Origin of the sequence: Synechococcus sp. PCC 7336, assembly GCF_000332275.1 — a bacterium.
GTDB lineage: Bacteria > Cyanobacteriota > Cyanobacteriia > Thermostichales > PCC-7336 > PCC-7336.
Genome location: NZ_CM001776.1, coordinates 1,747,216 through 1,769,140, shown reverse-complemented (window position 1 = coordinate 1,769,140; position 21,925 = coordinate 1,747,216). Strand labels below are relative to the sequence as shown.

The window sequence follows — 21,925 nt, the reverse complement described above, 5'->3', positions numbered from 1 at the left end:
CAATATTCAAAAGATCGATGTTCAAAGCGATCGATATTCAAAGGATCTCGATCGCTGAGGCTGGGTCGACTTCAACCCACACCACTCAGTTCGTCTGGGGTCCGGCTGCAATAATTTCAGCCCGGACATTGCCGAAATGTTTGAAGTTTTCGGCAAACTTTTGCACCAGCTTGCGCGCTTGGCGATCGTAGGCATCTGGATCGTCCCAACATCGTTTTGGATCGAGAATTTCACTGGGCACCCCCGGAATTGCCTCGGGCACCCAAACATTGAAGATGGGATGCTGCCAGAAATTGGCCAGCTCTAGCGTGCCGTTGCGAGCGGCAGCCACCATCGCCCGCGTGTGGTGAATCGAGACTCGCTCGCCCACTCCATAAGGCCCGCCGGACCAGCCGGTATTGACCAAATACACGTGGGTATCGGGGTGCTGTTGCAGGTGCTCGCCCAACATCTCCGCATACACTGTCGGCGGCAGCGGGAAGAAGCATTGGCCGAAGCAGGCGGAGAAGGTGGCCTGAGGGGTGGTGATGCCCCGCTCGGTGCCCGCCAGTTTGCTGGTGTAACCCGACAAGAAGTGATACATGGCCTCTGCTCGAGTCAGCTTGGCGATCGGGGGCATCACCCCAAATGCATCGGCAGTCAGCAAGAAGATGGTTTTGGGATGGACCCCGACACCGCTCAGTTCGCAATTGGAGATGTAGTCGATCGGATAGGCCGCGCGGGTATTTTCGGTCAGCCGCCCGTCGTCGTAGTCGGGAGCGCGAGCCTCTCCATCCAAGATGGCGTTTTCGAGCAGCGTGCCGAATCGAATGGCATCCCAAATCTGCGGCTCGCGATCGCGAGATAGCCGAATTGTTTTGGCGTAACAGCCCCCTTCAAAGTTAAACAGGCCATTGGGGGACCAACCGTGCTCGTCATCCCCAATTAAATGGCAGTTGGGGTCGGCCGATAGAGTGGTTTTGCCCGTGCCCGACAGACCGAAAAACAGGGCAGTGTGGCCGCGAGCGTCGATGTTGGCGGCTCCGTGCATAGGCAATACGTCCTGCAGCGTCATATAGTAATTCATCATAGTGAAAATCGACTTTTTGATTTCACCGGAATAGCGCGAGCCGCCAATCAGGACGAGTTTCTCGGTCAGGTGCAAGACGATGAAGGCTTCGCTGTGGATGTTGTCAGTGGCGGGATCGCCATGCAAGCCAGGTACGGCAATGACCGTAAAGTCCGCCTCGTGCTGGCTCAGTTCCTGTGCTGTCGGGCGCAGAAATAGCTGCTGGGCAAACAGGCTTTGGGAGGCTAGCTCCGTCACCACCCGGACGCCGCAGCGGTAGTCGGGATCGGCCCCCACATATCCGTCGAAGATATACAGCTCTCGCCCCTGCACGTAGGCCGAGATTTTTTGATAGAGCCGCTCGAAATTCTCTTCCGAAATCGGCACGTTATCGCGGTTCCAGTCGACCGCGTCTTGGCTGGCAGGCTCCATCACAATAAACCGGTCGTGGGGAGAACGACCGGTGTACTTGCCCGTTTCGACCGCCAAAGCGCCATTGGCAGCCAATCGCCCTTCCCCCCGCAGCAGGGCATGTTCTACTAACACAGCTATGGGCAAGTTGCGATACACTCGCGCCAAATTATGCAAGCCTAAATCGACTAAGCCACAAGCGCGATCGTCGCAGATACATTGAGCGCTCTCTTCTCTAGCCAACTGGGTTTGAAGGGCAGGATGATCTTCTGAAGCAACCGGATTTTCGGCGATCGCAGGGCGATTGTGCAGTAATGGCGAACTCTGTAAACCGGGCATATCTCGATCCCCATTTTGAAATAACAATGATTGAGTTGACCTCGTACTTTGGTCTTTCCATCTAGAAAGAGAACTTTGGCACCATTTCAATTCGACGCTAGTGAAGTTCTAAAGGCTAAATCTCGTTTTGGAGGGAGGGAACTGTCTGTAGAACTCCCTATATCCAGTGTATGCAAGCTATTTGAACCGTATCGGAGTTTTTATAAAATGAAATAAATTATTATAATTCCAGGCAATCCTAGAGGGAAATAGGGAATAAAATCCTTGCCCAGTCTAGACCTCGTCCTGTGAGATCGTGTATGATTGTTATAGTCAAATATGCAAGATTAACTCAATCTTTAGGCAACATTCTAGTTGTTTTATTTGAGCTCTGAGATGGAACAGTGTTGAATCTAAACCCAGTCTGGCCAGAAACCTGTGGTTTTAATGAGGCATCTTTTAGTTCCCCTCACTAACGCTATAAACTCCAAGTCTCAATATGGAAGCTTGAATTTACGCGCCACCCCCCAGAATCAGCAGTGTCGCAAACGTGCCTGCATTCCAGCAACTATGTAGCAGCATAGGTGCTAGCAAATTGCGGCTGCGACTGTAGACTAAGCCCAACACAATACCCAAAACTGTCAGGGGTAGCAGGTCGGAGAAATTGAGGTGAACGGCAGCGAATAAAACTGCACTCGCAACAATGGCCCCCCAAACAGGCATTACTTTTGCAAGTGACGGCAGGACAAAGCCGCGAAATAAGGTTTCTTCAAAAATAGGTGCAAACACAGCCACCACAATTAAGAAAATCACGCGCGGTGCCCAACCCTGACTCTCTAAAATTAGCGGCAAAATTGGATTTCCCCCGCCAGAATTGGGTAACAGCCATTGCGCTGCTAATCCAGCCACCACAACTAATGGCAGTGCACTCAAATATCCGCCAATACCCCATGCCGGCCACGCATCCAACAGGCGCACCCGCAGTAGATCGCCAGTGCTTGCATCAGTCTCGCCATTGCCAGCCTCGACTGCGGAATTCTCAGCCCGAGACACAGCCCAATAGACGAGCGCTAGCCCGATCGCTGCTCCGACTGCGTAGGTGAGCAGAATGGCGATCGCCTGCTGCAACTGAGTGGCACGACTAAAGTTCGGCCCCACCACCGCCAGCAAATAGAGCCCCGGCACCAATCGTCCCGTTACCCAAAACCCAACAAACCAGAGCGAGACCGCCGCTTGTACTGCAACACCAGGCCAAGGCACCGACCAAGCTTCTCCCACAGCGGGCCATTTCTTCATCGCCACCCCCACCAACCAGACAAGCAGCACTAAGAAGCCAATGATTCCAAACGAAACAGGAACGCCACTGACAATCGACAATCGCGCGAGAGACTCAATCGCCGCTTGCTCTTGTTCGCGATCGAGTTCGGCAATGGCGTCGGGACGCTGTTGCAGGCGATAGAGTTGCTTTAGGGCAGTGGCTTCGAACCAGCCATCTAAGTGTTGCTGCAGGTTGACTTCTGCATTGGGCACAATTCGCAGAAATTGCGGATCCCACAGACCCGATAGTACTTCTGCACAGGGTTGCAACTGTTCGGATGCGACCGCCCGCCAATAGGTTTGAGCATCGAGGACTTCACTTTGATGGGCCAGCAAAATTCCCGTGCGTAAATTGAGTTCGTCAAGGGCGAGTTGTTGCTGTTGCAGAGCTTCTGCCCCCTCTGGCGAGGGAGTCTCAGCCGCCAGGTCGTCAGCACTCTCCGAGCGATCGTCCGCCCGTGATTCAGCCACTCTTTGGGTCAGAGTGTCTGTGGCCTTGCGATATTGTTTGAGGGCACCGTCAACGGGGTCTTGCGAGCCGAAGAGGGTGCGGGCAAGGTCTCGATAATCGGGATTGTCCAGGGTGCGAACGGCCTGGAGTGACAGGTTGGTCTGAATCAGATCGAGACGGGTTTGCGGGGGAGGTTGCACCCAACTGTCAAACAGAGAGGTGCCAGCCAAGAAGAGGGCCAGCGCGGTTATCAGGTTGACAAACAGGCGTTGCAGAATCGAATTGGAAGCTTTGGAGGTCAAGGCGATCGCCACCCAACAACAACAGTCGTCACACCCAGCAGAATTCGCTGCCGAACCCTCTGCGCTAGCGCAACGTTCACTGATGCCACAGTGCCACAATTCCGGTGCTCGATCGGATTTCGCTAAATTCTTTTAGAGTCTTCTCGGAAGCAGAAACCACAGACATAATGGCGATCGAGTTCTTGGGGAGGGCTGGGTCGGCCACAGGCCGGACAGGAAAGCGTACCCGCGTTCGCTTGGGCTTGCTTGACCCGCTGCTGCCAGCGTACAAAGGCTTCCTGGGGGGTTGCGGGTCTGGGACGTTGGGGGGCAGTGCTGGGGCGCGAGATGAAAGAGGTCGGCACGACAGAGCGATCGCCTCCTTGGCTTCGGTGCCATTCTGCCGGTCGAAAGCGAATGTCTTTGATGGGTTTCGATAGGTGGGGGTTGAGCTTTTCGACGAGCAGAGCCCGTTGAAAGGCAAGGTTCTGAGCCCAGGTGGGAGACGAGGTAGCGACGTGGAGGGTGTCGCGGTAGAGGCGCAGGGGTCTGGTGTTGCGGGCAACAGCTTTGCCCACAATTGTCGGCCAGCGTTGTTGCAAGATCTCCAGTTGCCGGAAATCTTGCCAGGTGGGCTGCGCTTTGACAGCCTTCAACACATTATCGAGGGATTGAAACACCGAATGGGACTGCCGTAACGATTCGCGAGAGGAACACAAGTTCTTGAGAACTCAGTCGAGTCTAGCGAGAGATGGGGCAAATGGGTACGATGCTGTACGATTGGCGCGGCACACTTCCTTTGTCCGTCAATGCCTGCCATTCCCGCATTTGCCGAACTCAAAGTGGCGATCGTCCACGAATGGCTAATCGACTACTCTGGCTCGGAGCGAGTTGTGGAACAACTCTTAACGCTCTTCCCGCACGCAGACCTGTATGCAGTCGTCGAAAACTTACCTGTAGAGTTAAAGGGTTTCATTCAACACAAACCCGTTCGCACCACATTCATTCAAAACCTACCGTGGGGACCGACAAAATATCAAAACTACTTACCCTTCATGCCGATGGCGATCGAACAACTCGATCTATCCAACTACGATCTCATCCTCTCCAGTTCCCATGCAGTGGCAAAAGGAGTTCTCACCGGCCCCAGTCAATGCCACATTAGTTATGTTCACTCCCCCATGCGCTACGCCTGGGATCTGCAGCATCAATATCTGCGGGAATCGGGCTTCGATCGCGGTCCCAAAGGTTGGCTAGCGCGCTATTTACTCCACAATTTGCGTCAATGGGATCGCCACAGTGCCAGTGGTGTAGACTATTTCGCCGCCAATTCCCAATTCATCGCCCGTCGCATTTGGAAAATCTATCGACGCTCTGCTCGCGTCATTTATCCTCCCGTGAACGCGAACGAGTTCGAACTGTATGATGGGCCTCGCGAGGATTATTATTTAGCTGCTTGTCGGATGGTGCCTTACAAGCGGATGGAGCTGATTGTAGAAGCTTTCTCGCAGATGCCGGATAAGCGGTTAGTGGCGATCGGGGATGGTCCGGGTTTGAAACGAGTCCAACAACTTGCAACGTCGAATATTGAAGTATTGGGATATCAGTCAATGGAATGCTTGAGGGAATACATGCAGAAAGCAAGGGCATTTGTGTTTGCGGCTCAGGAAGATTTTGGCATTACGGTTGTGGAAGCACAGGCTTGCGGTACCCCAGTGATTGCCTATGGAGCTGGCGGAGCTTTAGAAACGGTCAAAGGGTTGGAGGCAGAAAATCCGACCGGAGTGTTATTTGGCGAGCAGGCGATCGCCAGTCTCAAAGCTGCGATCGAGCAATTTGAAAAAACGGCTATTCGTCCGCTCAGTTGCCGCGAAAATGCACTTCGGTTTAGTGTCGAACAATTTCGAAGCGAGTTTGCCACCTATGCAATGAATTGCTGGAATGCTTTTTGGGAGCTCAATTGAGCTTAGCCTCCGCTTCATCTGGAGCAAACTCAACATCCTCGTAGAGGTCGGCGATCGCGCACCGAAACCCAATGCTGGTCAGCTCGATATTATCTCCCCCCTGGTGGGGATATAGTTTCCAATACCCATCGCGATCGCGCCGAAACAGCTCGACGCTTTGCTGCTTCTGGCTGACCAAGACGTATTCCTGCAAAGATTCCAGTTGGCGATAGTTGGCAAATTTATCGCCCCGATCTAGCCTTTCAGTCGAGTCGGAGAGCACTTCCACCACGAGACAGGGATGGCGCTGAAAATAGTCGAATTGGCGATCGCGATTGTCGCAACTCACCACCACATCCGGGTAGTAGAAAACATCAGCGGCCTCAATATCGACCTTCATATCCGCAATGTAAGCTTGGCAACCAGTCCCGCGACAGTGAGTGCGCAATCGGCTATACAGGTTCCCCGCAATGGTGATGTGCGTTCGACTCGCGCCAGCCATTGCATAGACTTCGCCCCGAACGTATTCGTGTTTGACGAAGCTCTTTTTCTCACCCTCTAAATAGTCTTCAGGCGTGAGGTGGTTAACTGCCGGACTCGCGACCATAGCCTTGTTGAAATGTCTGTGCCTCTACTCTAGTTCACCCGTTCCGTGCTGGTTGTGGCCTACTCGATCTTCCAGAGGGCCGGTCAGAGGGATTGATGAGGGAATATTGGGATACGGAGTTTATACTTCCGGCACAAACTCAACATCCTCGTAGAGGTCGGCGATCGCGCACCGAAACCCAATGCTGGTCAGCTCGATATTATCTCCCCCCTGGTGGGGATATAGTTTCCAATACCCATCGAGATCGCGCCGAAACAGCTCGACGCTTTGCTGCTTCTGGCTGACTAGGACGTATTCCTGCAAAGATTCCAGTTGGCGATAGTTGGCAAATTTATCGCCCCGATCTAGCCTTTCAGTCGAGTCGGAGAGCACTTCCACCACGAGACAGGGATGGCATTTGAAGTATTCGTACGGGCGATCGTCGCTGTCACAGGTGACAAACACATCGGGATAGTAAAACACATCTGCCGCTTCAACTCGGATTTTCATATCCGCAACGTAGGTTTTACAGCCCGTACCTCGAACGTGATTGCGCAGCAGAGCAGCAAAGTTCAATGTAATGGTTGCGTGGGAGTCACTCCCCCCCGCCATTGCAAAGACCTCGCCCCGAACGTATTCGTGCTTGATGGGACTCTTTTTCTCACCTTCTAAATAGTCTTCAGGCGTGAGGTAGTTAACTGTCGGACTCGCAACCATAGCCTTGTTGAAATGTCTGTGCCTCTACTCTAGTTCACCCGTTCCGTACTGCCTGCAGCCCCGCTCTCAACCAATTCCGATAGAGTCGTCACTCGGTAGCCTCGATCTGCTAGCTGAGGTAGCAGTATTTCCAAAGCGATCGCCGTTCGTTCCCCCCGCTCGCCGCGATCGTGCAACACAATAATCGAGCCCGGTCGAACGCGATCGCGAATAAACCGAGCCGAAAAGCCCGGTTGGCCCAACAGCGTATCGTAGGGAAACACCGACCCCAAAACCGCGCGGTACCCTTCAGCTTCTGCAACATCCAACATGCGTTGGGTATAGAGTCCCTGCCCCGGACGGAACCAATGCAAGCCTTCTAACCCCTTGGCAGCGGACACGATCGACGACTCCGTCTGTTTGAGGTGGCTGGCAAACGTTTCGATCGGTAACCCCGCACTGAGCCGGTCTTCCAACATGTGATTGCCCAGCTCGTGACCCGCAGCTACCATCTCCGCCACCACCGTCTCGTTCCCTTCAACATGCGAGCCGATCGGGAAAAATGTCGCTTTGGCCTGGTGGCGATCGAGCACCGCTAAAATCTTGGCCGTCGTTTCCGGATCGGGGCCGTCGTCAATCGTCAGCGCCACAAACGGTCGTTCCGTTTCCACAAAGAACAAGACGCGATCGCCCGACAGACGTCCAGCAATTCCCAAGATCCAGCGAGGCTGCACGTACAGCAGTCCCACACCAGTCAGAGCAAACACTAGGACAAAAATCGCGATGCGCATATTCACAGACTGCTTTCTCGGTAAACTCTTCTGTTCGCGACGTCGTGTAGGGTAAGCGATCGCCTGCTCCGCAAAAACACCGATCTCGACGGGGAGAGATCGTTCGTCAGTCTGATTTGGGCTTCCTTGTATCAGGTTGAACGCACAACCTGGACTCTGACCCGGATCGATCCAGTGAAATCATTCTTGAAATGGGGGCTTGCGGCAATACTAGCAATTGCCCCGATTGCCTTGCCCGCCCGAGCTGCCGTCCATCGCATTGCCAATGACGACGACTTGCAAGCGCTGCTCTCTCGCCTGCATCCCAACCAGCAAAGGGCCCTCAGCTCGGCAGAACGCTTAGAAATCAACAACACGATCGCCGCCCTAATTGAAGTCGGGATTGAGGTTCTATTCAACGATCGCCCCCATCTAGTGGGCAACCAATTTGTTGTGGAAGGCTCCTACCGAGACGGCAGGCTCGTGATCGCCCCCCACTCCTTAGCCTCTCCCCAAGCCGATAAATTTCTCATTCTGCTCAGACACGAAGCCTTTCACGTCGTGCAAGACTGTGCTTCCGGGCAAATTGGGGGCAGCATCGCTGCGGTCGGATTGAACGTGCCCGTCTCTGCCCGCAGTCGATTCAGCCAAGTGGAAGGCGGCTATCGGAACGCCTACACTCACGCCCTAGAAACAGAAGCCTACTATATCCAAACCATTCCCGGCTATGCCATCTACGGCCTCGATAGCATCTGCCTGGGTCGGGATGTTTCCCCCCCCAGCTACCGCAACGCCGCCGCCCCCCCTCGCGCCCGCAACAGTTGCGGTTCCCCCTACAGCGACGCCTTCGATATCTGGTATCCGGTCTTCGTGCCGCTCGATCGCCTGGAGGAAGTGCGCCTGATGTTCTGTCGCGATGCCTTCGATCGCCAGATTGAGGTCAACGGTCAACCCCTGGTTCGGGTAGCAGTTTTTGCCACCTATGCAGGAGCCCGCAACTTTGCCAGCCAGGTGGAAGGTCGCGTTGGCGATCCGATCGAGTGGGGGGAATGAACAGCTAAAGCTGAGAAATTCGACACAGTTCCGCTGTAACCGATCGCTAGAATGTGGAGGAGTAACCGCGATGTCGATCTGGAGCGCAACCGGTGGAAGAACGCTACAATCCCCAAGCGATTGAGCCGAAGTGGCAGCAGCAGTGGCAAGCAACGGGAGCTGACAAGACTCCCGAGCATGGCGAGCGCCCCAAGTTTTATGCGCTCTCGATGTTTCCCTACCCCTCCGGCAATTTGCATATGGGGCACGTGCGCAACTACAGCATCACGGATGCGATCGCTCGATTCAAGCGGATGCAGGGGTTTCGAGTCTTGCACCCGATGGGGTGGGATGCCTTTGGACTGCCAGCAGAGAATGCTGCGATCGATCGCGGTATTTCGCCCGCCGTGTGGACCCAGCAGAATATTGCTCAAATGCGATCGCAACTGCAGCGGCTCGGCCTTTCCTACGATTGGGAGCGGGAAGTCAGCACCTGCGGTCCCGACTACTACCGCTGGACCCAATGGCTCTTTCTGCAGTTCTTCAAGGCGGACTTGGCCTACCAAAAAGAGTCGGCGGTGAATTGGGACCCGATCGACCAGACGGTACTGGCGAACGAACAGGTGGATGCGGAGGGCAAGTCCTGGCGATCGGGCGCAGTGGTGCAAAAACGGATGCTGCGCCAGTGGTTTCTCAAAATTACCGATTATGCCGAACAACTGCTGCAGGATTTGGAGAAACTGTCCGGTTGGCCCGATAAAGTGCGGGCGATGCAGGCCAACTGGATTGGCAAGTCCACTGGCGCGCGGGTGGAATTTAAGGCAGCGACCGGTCAGTCGATTCCTGTGTTTACCACTCGCCCCGACACGCTCTGGGGGGCAACCTTCATGGTGCTGTCCCCCGAACATCCGCTGGTGGCCGAGCTGACGACCCCCGCGCAGAAAGCAGCAGTGGAAGCCTATCGAGAAACCGCCGCCGCCAAGAGCGAGATCGATCGCACCGCCGAAGATCGCGAAAAAACGGGCGTGTTTACCGGCAGCTATGCCGTTAACCCCGTCAATAACCACAAAATCCCCATCTGGATTGCCGACTACGTCCTCATGGGCTACGGGACTGGTGCCATCATGGCGGTTCCCGCCCACGACAGCCGGGATTTCGAGTTTGCCAAAACCTTCGGCCTCGACATTATTCCAGTGGTCTTCCCCCCCGAGGCCGATCCCGCCACTGCAGCAGAGTTGACCGAAGCCTACAGCGACAACGCAGCGGGCGTTCTACACAATTCCGGTCCCCTCGACGGCCTGACGGTCTCCGACGCCAAGGTCGCAGTCGTCGAATATCTGGAAGATAAAGGCATCGGCACAGCTCAGGTGAACTATCGCCTACGGGACTGGCTGATTTCTCGCCAGCGTTATTGGGGCTGCCCCATTCCCGTCATCCACTGCCCCGACTGCGGCATTGTACCGGTACCCGACGAACAACTGCCTGTGGAACTGCCCACTGATGTGGCACTCAGCGGTCGCGGCGGCTCGCCATTGGCAACTCTAGAGAGTTGGGTTCGGGTGGACTGTCCCACCTGTGGCGCTGCGGCGCGCCGCGAGACAGACACGATGGATACGTTTATCGATTCGTCCTGGTATTTCCTGCGCTATGCGGATGCGACCAATGGGGAGAAGGTGTTCGATGCCGCCAAGGCAAACAATTGGCTGCCCGTAGACCAGTATGTCGGGGGCATCGAGCACGCCATTTTGCACCTCTTGTATTCGCGCTTTTTTACAAAGGTGTTGCGCGATCGCGATCTGCTCCACTTTGACGAACCGTTCGAGCGCCTGCTCACCCAAGGAATGGTGCAAGCACTGACCTATAAAGACCCCCAAACCAACGAATATGTGGCCGCCGCCGACATCGAGAATCTCGATCGCCCCGTCAGTCCCACCACCGGTAACCCTCTGGAGGTGTTCTACGAAAAGATGTCGAAGTCGAAGTACAACGGCGTCGATCCGCTAGGCGTATTGCAGAACTACGGGGCTGACACTGCGCGCATGTTCATTCTGTTTAAAGCCCCCCCCGAAAAAGATCTGGAATGGGGCGATACGGATGTGGAAGGTCAATTCCGCTTCCTCAATCGAGTTTGGCGGCTAGTACATGCCTTTGTTTCCCAAGACTCGCGCCCCCAGGTGTATTGTTCGGGCCAGTTGAGCAAAGCGGAGAAAGATCTGCGGCGGGCGATTCACATCGCTATTCGGGAAACCACTGAGGACATGGAGGGAGGGTATCAATTCAATACGGCGATCGCCGAGCTCATGAAGCTCAGCAACGCCCTCAATGAGGCTAAACTGCTTGCTTCCCCTGTCTATGCCGAAGGGCTGCAAACCCTCGTCCAGTTATTAGCCCCCTTCGCCCCCCACATTGCCGAAGAACTATGGTCGGCACTGGCGTGTGAAGGTTCCGTTCATGCCAGTACTTGGCCGATCGCCGATCCCAACGCCTTGGTGGCCGATAGCGTCACGATTGTGGTGCAGGTGAACGGCAAGCGGCGGGGCGAGTTTGAGGCTCCGGCAGATGTGACGAAGGCGCAGCAGGAGGAATTGGCCAAGGCTACTGAAGCGGCACAACGCTATCTGGCGGAGGGAACATTGCGCAAAGCGATCGTGGTACCGAAGAAGTTGGTGAACTTCGTCGTGACCTAGTCGATTCTTGGTGGATTGGCTTGCAGTCGGTAGCAGCTAAACTAGTTACAGTTGCTCTCGACCTACTGGGTAATGCCATGACAGCTACGCTTATCCAGAGTCCAGATCGGGTCCTGCTTCGCAATATTAGTTGGTCCACCTATCAATCTCTCATCGGCGATTTTGAGGGGGAACCGGCAATTCGACTGACTTATGACAGCGGTACCCTTGAAATCCGCATGCCTCTCGACCCTCACGAAACCTATAAGAAGCTTCTAGGACGACTGGTTGAGGCTGCAACTGAGGAACTGGATTTAGAGATTCGAAGTTTAGGCTCGCGAACTTGCGATCGCCAAGATCTCGCTCGCGGATTAGAACCAGATCAGTGCTACTACATTCAACACGAGGCACTGGTGAGAAGAGCCGAACAAATCGACTTGGCGCAGCTTCCACCTCCCGATCTAGCTGTTGAAATTGATATTGCGAGTAGTTCTCTCGACCGATTTTCCATCTATGCCGATCTGGGAGTTCCAGAAATTTGGCGATATAACGGTAGTACTTTAGAAATCCATTGTTTGCAAAATGGAAGCTATGTCTTGAGTGAAAGTAGCATTGCAATTCCAGTGCTGAACGCTGAGAATATTGCGCAGTTTCTAGACCTGCGCTCAACTGTTGGCGAGAACAAGATAATTAAACAGTTTCGCCAATGGGTAAGAAACCAAGGCAAGTCTGAATGAATGCCTAGTACTGAGATCGATCGCCGAGCTTGAAGATCGATCTAGTAGGCCCCATCCCGCCTCAACACTACCCGTACGGTTTGGAGAATTAAGGCTAGGTCGCGGAGATTCGACCATTGTTGCTGATATTCCAAGTCGAGACGAACCACCTCTTCAAAATTGTCCACCTTAGACCGACCCCGCACCTGCCACTCTCCCGTTAAGCCAGGTTTGACATTGAGACGCTGGAAATGGTGGAGCTTGTACTGATGAACCTCGTCTAAGGTCGGGGGACGAGTTCCTACCAAGCTCATATCGCCCCTGAGGATATTCCAAAACTGTGGCAATTCGTCCAAACTGGTGCAGCGCAACCACCGACCGACAGCCGTCACCCGAGGATCGCGGTCGTTTTTAAACATGTGCCCGCGAGCTTGGTTGGCCACAGTGTGTTTCAATCGATCTGCATCCACTACCATCGAGCGAAATTTCCACAATTGAAAGGGTCTGCCCCTCAAGCCGCAGCGGGTTTGCGTAAAGAAAATCGGGCCAGAACTATTGAGCTTGATGGCGATCGCGATCGGCACAAAGACCGCCGCGAGCAAGACCAACCCCACTGCCGCGCCCAAAATATCGATGGCCCGCTTGGTGCGATTGGTCGCAGACCGATGGGGACCTGACGAGCCGACCCTCTTGGGCGATAGATGTGGAGCGACCGGCTGCTTGACAGCAGCAGTGGTTGCGACAGACTTGAATGGTTTCAACGGACCCCCCTTCATGCGCGCTCTCCCGAGCATTCAAAATCCCCTGCTTGCTTCACAGCAGATATCCCAGATATTTCAGATAGGGCAGATACTGCTGTTGGCAGTTTCCCTCGGTCTCTTTGGCTCCAATCGACTCGTTTTTCGGCGACTGCAGCAGAGGTAAAGATGCTGTAGGGCAAGGTTTCGCAGTCAGGAGCGACGTAGTTCAAAAAGAACTCGACAGTGCGATCGAAAACCCAACCCCGCTTCACCGCAATTTGTCCGAACAGCTCCCCAGTGTGCGCCTGCTCTTGCAAAATAGACTCGATTTGGCTGTCGTCGAGCAACCCCGCTGCTTTGAGATACTGGCCCAAGGGTCTCTGGCGCATAGTTTGAGCGAGTGTTGGCAACTGCTCCACAAAAAAGTCAACCGTCGCCCGATCGAGCCATCCCCGTTCTGCCACAATCTCGCCAAAACTTTGGCGGGGCTGCTGCTGAGCTTGAATTGTGAGGGCGCGATCGACCCGCTCGGCTGTGAGTAGACCCGCCCGCTGAAGGACTCGACCAATGGGTTGAGCATCGAGCAACTGTTGCAGGGGTTGCCGTTGCTCGACGGGGAAACGGTAGCAATGGCAGACATCGAGCAGAAACATCCAGAAAATAGGCGGGCCGTCCACTAAGTAGCGCCGCCACAATCGTTTGGGTTCTTGCAGCAGTCGGTGCAGCCATTCCAGGCCCAGGTCGCTCATCCAGCGGGGCGATCGCTCTCGCTGACCCGCGATAAAGTCAATGGCAGCACCAAGCGCTAGAAAAACTTTTACGCGCTCCAGTTGGTGGCGATGGCGATAAATCCAAATTTCTTGCTTGGGAGCTCCCAACCCCACCACCAATGTTGTGGCCCCAGAGGCGTTAATACGATCGACAATCCGCTGACATTCATCGCGATCGCGCTCGAAGCCGCAGTCAGGGGAATAGGTGTCTACCACCAACTGGCGTCCGGCGCTGGCATTGATGACCTGCTGCGCCTGCTGGGCAACTCCGGGGGCAGCCCCCAGCAGAAACATCGTCACCTCAGACTTGTCTCGGTAATACCTGCAGTAAGCAGGGAGCAGATCGGAGCCCGCAATTTTCTCCTTCAGGGGGCGTTTGCTCAGCCTGGATAAATTTGTCAGAACCTGACTATCGCAGACTCGGTAAGTGGCTGAGGTATAGGCTCGATAGAACTCTGCATCTTGCTGTAATTTCTTCAAATGATCGACATTCAGGGTGAAAACCGTGCCACCCCAACGCAGTCGCTCTAGCAACTGTGCTCGAGTGATGTTATCTAGTGACGCATTGAGAAACTGAAATTGTTCCACTGTTCTATTGCTCGGGTTGGCTCGTTTTGGAGATGGCTAGCGAGCAACATGGCGCGTCGCTGGCAAAGTCGCGTTTACCGTTAAAGTCGCGTTTACCGTTAAAGTCGCGTTTACCGTTACAGCAGCCGGCGAACAAGCGAGGCTCGACGGCTGCATTGGATGGGAGTTGTCAGTCATCCTCAAACAGACCCAAGAATCCCAGAAAGATATTACCCAAAAAGGCGATTTCGTTATCTGACTTGGCACTTGTTAGGACTAAAATTAATCTCTAAATGTTCTTCAGAAACTTTACTCAGACTATTTCAGGGCTTACAAGCGAAATTTTAGTTAAATTCTACATGAATGAGTTCGGCAGATCTCTGATATGTCCGTATATTTACCCCTTATGAAACCTCGATTCAGAGATAATCCAGCGCGCTGAAAATCGCGCCCCGCTCTCCCACGTCGGAGGTGAGTTCTCAGCAGCGGGGTAGTTTGCTGGCACGATCAGGAGCGATCGACCTGAGGTAGCAAGACCGTGAAGGTAGAGCCTCGGTCGAGCTGGCTGCGCACAGAAATGCTGCCCCCATACTGAAGCACTAGTTTTTGAGCAATCGTTAACCCGAGGCCAACGCCTCTTGCGGCGAAATGGCTGCGAGGGATGCGGTAGAAACGATCGAAGAGCTTGGGGAGTGCTTCGGAGGGAATGCCAATGCCTGTATCGCGAATTTCGAGCTGGACATAATTGCCGTTCGCGGTGGCTGTGACCCAAATTTTGCCCCCTTCCAAGGTACATTCCAGACCGTTCTCAATCAGTTTGACCAAGATCTGCTTGAGGGCTGCAGCTGGGAAATTGACTTTAGGGAGGGCGGAAGGCACGGTGTAAGCTAGCATGACACCTTTTTCTCGGGCCACCGCTTGATAGGTGCTGACAATGCCGGGGACGAGGTCGAACAAAACGGTGCTGCAATCGCGATCGGTCGGGGTGGGGTCATCGAGGGAAGTGAGTTCGACTAAGCTATTGATCAAATTGACTTGTTGGTTGCATTCCGTCTGCAAAACATCCCAGTACTTGTCTTTTTGAGCATCTTTGATGCGGGGGGATCGCAAAAGCTGGATAGCCGTTTTGATATTGGTGAGAGGATTGCACAACTGCTGGCTCACCAGAGCCATGAACTCGTCTTTGAATTGCAGAGATTTCTGCAATTCGTCATTGACCTGTTGGAGATTTTCGAGATGCTGAGATTGCCTCTGCAACTGGCTTTTCTGCTGAATGGCTGTATCCAGCAACTGCAGCAGGGGAGGGATGATGGCACTCGCGGCAGCAGGCGAGGGGGGACAGGGAACGGTCTCTTGGCAGCAGGCTTGCAACTGCGGTTTGAGCGCGGGCTTCGATTGGCCGATCGCCTGTTGGAGCACCTCTAAGGCTGGGGCAATCGATTCCGGTGCATAGGAATAGTAAGTGACACAGTGGGAGAAAGCATCGCTACCGGAGGTATGACTCAACTGCTGCCCCACCAAAATGCAAGACAGCTCGGGAGCTAAGATCCCCAAAACATACTCCTGCTGCAGCTTGCTATCGAGGGCGAGACGACAGCAATAGAGATTGCCGACCGATGTGTATAAGCTGTCTTTCGAGAGGATGTAGACCGAACGGACGCTGCGGGCGAGGGCTTCGTAGTAAGGGGCAACCTCCGACCAACTGTGGGCGTTGGGAACACTGATAAAAAGGGTGGCGGAGGATGGGTTTTGGCTGACCCAATCGGTGAGTGTGCGGCTGACACTCGCTAATGTGGCCGGACTGGCTAAAAAAGGTTTGAATCGATCGCCCAATTGGGTTTGAATCGCTTCAAAAATAGATAAGTTATGAAGTGAAACCACCACCGGCAAATCCCTCTCAGCGGGGAAAAGTACAGCGAACTCGGCACTAAATAGAACTTGCCTCGTCCTGTCGCATTCGGGAGAGGCGTTGCTGCAAAGCGGCTCGGGCCACTTCCCGATCGTCGAAATGCACCTTTACGTTACCCAGAATTTGATAAGTTTCGTGCCCCTTGCCGGCGATCGCTACGGTGTCGCCCGGTTCGGCAGTCAAAATTGCCTGAAAAATTGCGGCTTTGCGGTCTACTTCCACGCTCAATCGAGCGCGATCGCCGTCGATCCCCTCCAGAATATCCGCCAGAATTTGCTGCGGATCTTCCGTGCGAGGGTTGTCGGAAGTGACAATAACGGCATCCGAGAGTTCCGCGGCGATTTCCCCCATGAGAGGGCGCTTGCGGCGATCGCGATCGCCGCCGCAGCCAAACACGCAAATGAGTGACTGGCGCACGGAGGGGCGTAGGGCCTCTAACAGGTTGCGCAGCCCGTCGGGGGTATGGGCGTAGTCAATGGTGACTGCGATATCTTGACCGGGCACTCGCACCGGGTCCACTCGACCGGGAACTCCCTCAAACTGGGGCAAAGCGGCCTGAATCGCAGCCAAGCTGACCCCCAAATGGAGGGCCACCCCAACTGCAGCCAGTAAGTTGGCTAAGTTAAAGCGACCCATCAGAGGGGCTTCGATCTCGATACTGCCCGCCGGACTGTGCAACTGTGCCCGAGTGTGTAGGGCATCCATCTCCACGTCGCTAGCCCACAAGAGGCGATCGCGCCAATCGGACGGCCAAGCCGCAGCCGCCTGCAGCGTAAATCCCCAAGCAGGCAAGATCTCCTCCGGCCAGCGTTCGAGTAGCAGTCGTACCCAGCGATCGTCGAGATTGAGCACGGCTCGACTGTTGGGCTTGAGATAGAGCGGCGAAAATAGTTTGGCTTTAGCCCGCCAATAGTCTTCCATGTTGCCGTGGTAGTCCAGATGATCCTGGGTCAGGTTGGTCCACACGGCAGCGTCGAACTGACAGCCCCACACCCGTTGTTGGTCCAGACTGTGGGAGCTGACCTCCAGCACCGCCCGCTGGCATCCTGCGGCGAGCGCCGAGGCGAGGCTCTGTTGAAGCGCGGGGGCGAAGGGGGTGGTGTGGGCGGCTTCGCGGCTGTGACCGGGCCAGCGCTCGTACAAGGTACCGACGAGGGCAGTCGATTGTCGATCGGCATTGAGCAGAAATTCGACGAGATGGGTAACGGTGGTTTTGCCGTTTGTTCCAGTCACCCCCACCAGCGAAAGCTGCTGGGCGGGACAATCGTAGCAGGCAGTGGCCGCACGCCCGCAGATTTCGGGCATCTGTGCGGCAGGCCAACTCCAGAGGGGCAGGGGCGGCTCGATGGAGGGGTCTGCCAGAGCAGTATCGGAGACGAGGGCGATCGCCGCGCCCCGTTCGGCGGCTTGGGGCCAAAAGCGTCCTCCATCTGTTTGAGTCCCGGGCATACCGACAAAAATGTCCCCTGGCTGCACTTGGCGAGAATCGGTGGTCAAGCCCGCGATCGCCCTAGCTTCGGGGAGCGGCCCCCATTGTCGCGTGGCAGGGGGAAGGGCCCGCAGCAAGTCAGTCAGAGTCTCGGACATAGCGACGCAGCCGAACTTGGATCTGGGCTACTGTAGCACGGGGCGAAAATCTCGGCAGCTCAGTTTCGCGATCGCCTTCAACCCAGCACAACACGGGGATTTCCAAGCGATAGCGAGCGAGCCACGCCTCGCGGCTGGCGATGTCGCGAATTTCCAAGCTTGCCGCCACGGCTGGAATTTGTCTGAGTTTCTCTTCCAGCCCTTCGCACAGGTGGCAGCCCAGCTTGCTGTAGAGGACAAAATGCGGTTCCGATACCATTGCTTTCCCATGCATGCTCTCAAATTGAACGGTTGAGGGGAACGTGTCGAACGAGCGCCTGTTTCAGCTCGCCGGGATTGAAGATGATGGGGAGAAAGTGAATGCTGTTGACTTCGCGGAAGTAAAACAGGATCGGTAGGGGAGACCAAAAAATCTCCCAGTTGCTCCAGTCGGCGTAGGGAAAATCGCGAATTTGGCTTTGGTTGCGATACACCTTGAGGGTGGTGGCGTCAAATTCCAGCCGCAGTGTGGCGGTTTGGACACTCAGAAACACAGCGAATAGCTCGATCGCCACACTCGCCCAGATCGAGACGAAAAAGAGCAAAGCCCCCAAGAGGGCGATCGCCGCAGGCAAGCGATAGTCGGGCGTCAAGGCGATCGCCGCTTCGGTTGTAGGCGCGGAAGGTTGAGAGGCAGTCATGATGGTTAGAAGTGACTCAAAATTGCTGGAATGGCGGAACGATTTCAGTCTAGCGCTGCTGCCAATATCTAGCTCTGGTGGACGATCTCGTAATGGAGCACTTCGGGTGGGGCAGCGAAAAAATGGCCAATGATGGAGCGCCAAGTGACGAAGTTATCCGATTGACGGAAATTGACGGTATGGGCTTCGAGGGTCTGCCACTCAATCGTCAGGAGATAGCGATCGCTCTGTTCCAAACAGCGGCGCAGCGTATGGCTGCAATAGCCCTCAGTTTCTTTAAGCAGCCGATAGGCAGTGGCGATCGCCGCTTCAAACTCAGCCTCTTTGCCCGCCTGCACTCGAACTGTTGCAACTTCTAAAATCATGGCGCTCTCCCCACATCGATCGCGTCTACCAGCATCCCACGCCGCGAGGGAGACCAGCTATGGAGAGCGGGTTCATTGAACCTCTGCTCTCGACCTGCAGCCCTCCAATACTCTACAAATACCTACCACTATCCCTCGCGGGCGATCTCGCGCTCGGGTAGTTTCGCGAGTTTGCAATTTGAACCTCAGAAACCGTCCCCAGTAAGGTCTATGCTGGGGACGCATGCCGAATGCATCAGTCTGCTGGAGGGACGCACAATCATGCGAAACGTACTCTCAATTATTCTGGGGGGGGGCAGAGGAACGCGTCTGTACCCGCTAACCAAACGCCGCGCCAAACCGGCTGTGCCGTTGGCCGGAAAATATAGGCTCATCGATATTCCAGTCAGTAATTGCATCAATTCTGGAATTCAGAAAATGTACGTACTGACGCAATTTAATTCTGCATCCCTCAATCGACATCTGGTAAATACCTATCGATTTTCGCCCTTTTCGGAAGGGTTTGTGGATGTATTGGCGGCCGAGCAAACCGCTGAGAATCCCGACTGGTTCCAAGGCACTGCCGATGCTGTACGTCAATATCTCTGGTTGATGGAGTCGTGGAAGGCGGCTGAATACTTGATCCTGTCAGGAGATCACCTCTATCGGATGGACTACCGTCCATTTATCGAACATCACCGCAAGACCAATGCCGATGTGACGCTATCGGTCATTCCCATTGACGAGGCCCGCGCCTCGGCCTTCGGTTTGATGAAGATTGACCGTAACGGTCGCGTGATTGACTTCGAAGAGAAGCCCGAGGGCGAAGCCCTAAAGTCGATGCAGGTGGATACCCAGTCAATGGGCTTAGATGCAGAGCGCGCTGCAAAAATGCCCTATATTGCCTCAATGGGCATTTATGTCTTCCGGCGCGAAGCTTTGGTGGAGATGCTGAAGCGATCGCCCGAGCACACCGACTTTGGCAAGGAAGTCATTCCTGCAGCGATGCAGGATTTTCGGGTGCAGGCTTATCTCTACAAAGGCTACTGGGAAGACATTGGAACAATTGAGGCGTTTTATCGTGCCAACCTCAGCCTGACCCAGCAACCCAGCCCGCCCTTTAGCTTCTACGACGCCGCCGCCCCCATCTTCACTCGACCGCGCTTTTTACCCCCCAACAAAATTCTGGGGGCAGACATTCGCCAGTCCATTGTCTGCGACGGCTGCATTGTCAAGGATGGCGTGCAAGTATCGGGTTCTATCTTGGGGGTGCGCTCTCGAGTGGAAACCAATACCGTCATCGAAAATACCTTGGTGATGGGCTCGGACGAGTACGAGTCTCCCGACGAGCGCCAAGCCGCTCGCGACGCGGGCCTTCCCCCCTTGGGAATTGGCCCCGATTGTCATATCCGCAATGCCATTATCGACAAGAACTCTCGCATTGGCCGCGACGTGCGCATCCTCAATAAAGATCGCGTACAAGAGGCCCAGCGAGAAGATGAGGGCATTTGGATTCGTGATGGCATTGTCTGCGTTGTGCGAAATTCCATTATCCCAGACGGTACGTCGATCTAAGCATCAGTCTTGCAAAAAGCCACCTCGCAGTAGTTTATCCAGTCCGATGCCACCATGCCCGATCGGAGCGATCGCCCCACCGAAGTAGAAGAGTATACCAGCGCTATGCGGATTGTGGGGGGTACGCTCTGGGGGTCTGTTCTGTCCCTCGCTGTGGGTGCAGGGCTGGTGTTAATTCCGCAAGTCCCTCGTGCTTGGCTGTGGGCAATTCCGCCGCTCTGGGTGTTGCTGTCAGCGTTGGGCATCCTCCTGCAATGGTCGGTGGCGCGGGGACGCTGCCCCAAGTGTGGCTATCAGTTGGCGGTGCCTGCGCTAGGTCGCCGCTGTCCGCAGTGCAACGCTTATCTCAAGGCAGTCAATCGCAAAATCATTCGGATTTAACCCTCTCCGGGCAGCAAACAGGTTTTGAAGCAAGTCACGCTCCTATCCCCAACTTCGATAAAACGACGTCTCCTGCCAAATGGCTGCCACGCGCTGCTCGATTGCGGCTAGCTCGGCTGCAGACAGCGGCTGAAAGGCTCTCGCCACCTCTACATTCGCAGACAACTGTTCCGGCGACTCCGCTGCTACAACGCAGGTATGTACTCCCGGTTGAGAGAGCACGTAGCCAAGCGCCTGATACATCCCGTCCAGACCGCCCGGACGAAACAGACGTCCGTAAGCAGGTACTTTCATGGCGATGACGCCGACATTTCGCTCGCGGGCTACGGGCAGCACAGTCGGCGCAAAGGGACGAGGATGGTGGCGATCGCCTGCATTCAGGGGAATGAGCGTCGTATCGAAGGGATAGCGCTCCAGTCCGGCAACGATAACATCTGGCTCGTAATGTCCCGTAATGCCTGCAAAACGGACAACTCCCTGCGCTTTTGCTTCTTCAACTGCCCTTATCGCTCCGTCGGGGCCAAAGAGTGCATCGAGCTCGCTCCCATGGGCCACATGGTGCATTTGCCACAGATCGAGGCGATCGGTGTTGAGCCTCTGGAGGGAACGTTCCAGCTCGCGCCAAGCTGAGTCGCGATCGCGTTGGGCGGTTTTGCTAGCCAAAAAGATGCGATCGCGGTGGGCGGGCAACACCTTGCCTAAGTAAGCCTCGCTGGGACCGTAGTCTGCTGCTGTATCGAAATAACGAATGCCCAATTCCAGGGCGCGCTCTACCAGCGTCAAGGCTGCTGCCTCTGGCCCGCGCGAAAGGGGGGTCTGCCCCGCACCGCCCAAACCGAAGACGGGCAAGCGTATGCCCGTGTTGCCCAACTCGCGCTCGGGCATTGCTGTCGCTGGCCGCTCGGAGGATGTTGGCAAGCCTGCCGCACTCAGCACTCCACCTGCGATCGCCGCACTAGCACTCAGAAACGCTCGCCGTGTGGTTTTCCGATCCATCAGAAGCTCCTCTGTTCGCGTCGGACATCACCATCTTGCGCCCATCGCCGAATATTGGCTCAATCTGCGAGCCTGCAATGGAGGAAAGTACCTCTTGCGCCTCGTTATACCCATCGCTTCGCATGTTGGCATAGCATCGAA

Annotated in this window: 20 protein-coding genes; 6 read left to right on the top strand and 14 right to left on the bottom strand. The window is 55.2% G+C overall.

Annotation, left to right across the window (positions count from 1 at the left end):
• Positions 1-85: 85 nt before the first annotated feature.
• From pckA to SYN7336_RS08465, 3 genes are all read right to left on the bottom strand, one after another.
• Positions 86-1,798, bottom strand: a complete 1,713-nt coding sequence (pckA, locus tag SYN7336_RS08475; protein WP_071590760.1) for a phosphoenolpyruvate carboxykinase (ATP) — start codon at positions 1,796-1,798, stop codon at positions 86-88.
• 492 nt (positions 1,799-2,290) lie between these two features.
• The gene (locus SYN7336_RS08470; protein ID WP_026100828.1) at positions 2,291-3,847 is read right to left on the bottom strand and encodes a CPBP family intramembrane glutamic endopeptidase; all 1,557 of its coding nucleotides are present in this window, start codon (positions 3,845-3,847) and stop codon (positions 2,291-2,293) included.
• Between the two features lie 122 nt (positions 3,848-3,969).
• Complete coding sequence (locus tag SYN7336_RS08465; protein ID WP_083885676.1) at positions 3,970-4,545, bottom strand: DUF721 domain-containing protein; 576 nt, start codon at positions 4,543-4,545, stop codon at positions 3,970-3,972.
• Between the two features lie 90 nt (positions 4,546-4,635).
• Here SYN7336_RS08465 and SYN7336_RS08460 point away from each other — a divergent pair, with 90 nt between their 5' ends.
• Positions 4,636-5,790, top strand: coding sequence for a glycosyltransferase family 4 protein (locus SYN7336_RS08460; RefSeq protein ID WP_017325502.1), 1,155 nt, complete (start codon positions 4,636-4,638; stop codon positions 5,788-5,790).
• On the opposite strand, the gene SYN7336_RS08455 is transcribed toward SYN7336_RS08460, so the two are convergent.
• The 3 genes from SYN7336_RS08455 to SYN7336_RS25060 form a co-directional block, all read right to left on the bottom strand.
• Positions 5,783-6,376 carry a Uma2 family endonuclease gene (locus tag SYN7336_RS08455; RefSeq protein WP_017325501.1) on the bottom strand — a complete coding sequence of 198 codons (594 nt, stop codon included), beginning with the start codon at positions 6,374-6,376 and terminating at the stop codon, positions 5,783-5,785. The two genes, SYN7336_RS08460 and SYN7336_RS08455, sit on opposite strands and share 8 nt — an antisense overlap.
• A gap of 120 nt (positions 6,377-6,496) precedes the next feature.
• A complete protein-coding gene (locus SYN7336_RS08450; protein ID WP_017325500.1) occupies positions 6,497-7,072 on the bottom strand; it encodes a Uma2 family endonuclease in 576 nt (191 codons plus the stop codon).
• A 29-nt stretch (positions 7,073-7,101) separates the two neighbouring features.
• Positions 7,102-7,842, bottom strand: a complete 741-nt coding sequence (locus SYN7336_RS25060) for a polysaccharide deacetylase family protein (protein WP_017325499.1) — start codon at positions 7,840-7,842, stop codon at positions 7,102-7,104.
• A 174-nt stretch (positions 7,843-8,016) separates the two neighbouring features.
• Here SYN7336_RS25060 and SYN7336_RS08440 point away from each other — a divergent pair, with 174 nt between their 5' ends.
• From SYN7336_RS08440 to SYN7336_RS08430, 3 genes are all read left to right on the top strand, one after another.
• A complete protein-coding gene (locus tag SYN7336_RS08440) occupies positions 8,017-8,874 on the top strand; it encodes a hypothetical protein (protein ID WP_156820081.1) in 858 nt (285 codons plus the stop codon).
• Positions 8,875-8,966: 92 nt separating this feature from the next.
• On the top strand, positions 8,967-11,540 hold the full coding sequence (gene leuS / locus SYN7336_RS08435) for a leucine--tRNA ligase (protein ID WP_017325497.1): 2,574 nt from the start codon (positions 8,967-8,969) through the stop codon (positions 11,538-11,540).
• Between the two features lie 77 nt (positions 11,541-11,617).
• Positions 11,618-12,256, top strand: a complete 639-nt coding sequence (locus tag SYN7336_RS08430; protein WP_026100827.1) for a Uma2 family endonuclease — start codon at positions 11,618-11,620, stop codon at positions 12,254-12,256.
• Between the two features lie 41 nt (positions 12,257-12,297).
• Here the strand turns inward: SYN7336_RS08430 and SYN7336_RS08425 are convergent, their stop codons facing one another.
• The 7 genes from SYN7336_RS08425 to SYN7336_RS08395 form a co-directional block, all read right to left on the bottom strand.
• Positions 12,298-13,011, bottom strand: coding sequence for a sugar transferase (locus SYN7336_RS08425; protein ID WP_017325495.1), 714 nt, complete (start codon positions 13,009-13,011; stop codon positions 12,298-12,300).
• Positions 13,008-14,333, bottom strand: coding sequence for a WecB/TagA/CpsF family glycosyltransferase (locus SYN7336_RS08420; protein ID WP_017325494.1), 1,326 nt, complete (start codon positions 14,331-14,333; stop codon positions 13,008-13,010). The genes SYN7336_RS08425 and SYN7336_RS08420 overlap by 4 nt, the downstream gene beginning before the upstream one ends.
• A gap of 486 nt (positions 14,334-14,819) precedes the next feature.
• The gene (locus SYN7336_RS08415; RefSeq protein ID WP_017325493.1) at positions 14,820-16,196 is read right to left on the bottom strand and encodes an ATP-binding protein; all 1,377 of its coding nucleotides are present in this window, start codon (positions 16,194-16,196) and stop codon (positions 14,820-14,822) included.
• Between the two features lie 43 nt (positions 16,197-16,239).
• Positions 16,240-17,808 (bottom strand): UDP-N-acetylmuramoyl-L-alanyl-D-glutamate--2,6-diaminopimelate ligase, encoded by a 1,569-nt coding sequence (locus SYN7336_RS08410; RefSeq protein ID WP_017325492.1) that lies wholly within the window; start codon positions 17,806-17,808, stop codon positions 16,240-16,242.
• Positions 17,789-18,082 (bottom strand): glutaredoxin family protein, encoded by a 294-nt coding sequence (locus SYN7336_RS08405; RefSeq protein WP_227498629.1) that lies wholly within the window; start codon positions 18,080-18,082, stop codon positions 17,789-17,791. The genes SYN7336_RS08410 and SYN7336_RS08405 overlap by 20 nt, the downstream gene beginning before the upstream one ends.
• 4 nt (positions 18,083-18,086) lie before the next feature.
• Positions 18,087-18,488, bottom strand: coding sequence for a DUF3119 family protein (locus tag SYN7336_RS08400; RefSeq protein WP_017325490.1), 402 nt, complete (start codon positions 18,486-18,488; stop codon positions 18,087-18,089).
• 68 nt (positions 18,489-18,556) lie between these two features.
• Positions 18,557-18,853: an antibiotic biosynthesis monooxygenase gene (locus tag SYN7336_RS08395; protein WP_017325489.1), complete on the bottom strand. Its 297-nt coding sequence runs from the start codon at positions 18,851-18,853 to the stop codon at positions 18,557-18,559.
• Positions 18,854-19,114: 261 nt separating this feature from the next.
• On the opposite strand from SYN7336_RS08395, the gene SYN7336_RS08390 reads away from it, so the two are divergent.
• Both SYN7336_RS08390 and SYN7336_RS08385 read left to right on the top strand, forming a co-directional pair.
• The gene (locus SYN7336_RS08390; RefSeq protein WP_026100826.1) at positions 19,115-20,407 is read left to right on the top strand and encodes a glucose-1-phosphate adenylyltransferase; all 1,293 of its coding nucleotides are present in this window, start codon (positions 19,115-19,117) and stop codon (positions 20,405-20,407) included.
• Between the two features lie 54 nt (positions 20,408-20,461).
• Positions 20,462-20,788: a hypothetical protein gene (locus tag SYN7336_RS08385; RefSeq protein WP_017325487.1), complete on the top strand. Its 327-nt coding sequence runs from the start codon at positions 20,462-20,464 to the stop codon at positions 20,786-20,788.
• Between the two features lie 42 nt (positions 20,789-20,830).
• Here the strand turns inward: SYN7336_RS08385 and SYN7336_RS08380 are convergent, their stop codons facing one another.
• Positions 20,831-21,784 carry an aldo/keto reductase gene (locus tag SYN7336_RS08380; protein WP_026100825.1) on the bottom strand — a complete coding sequence of 318 codons (954 nt, stop codon included), beginning with the start codon at positions 21,782-21,784 and terminating at the stop codon, positions 20,831-20,833.
• Positions 21,785-21,925 lie beyond the last annotated feature (141 nt).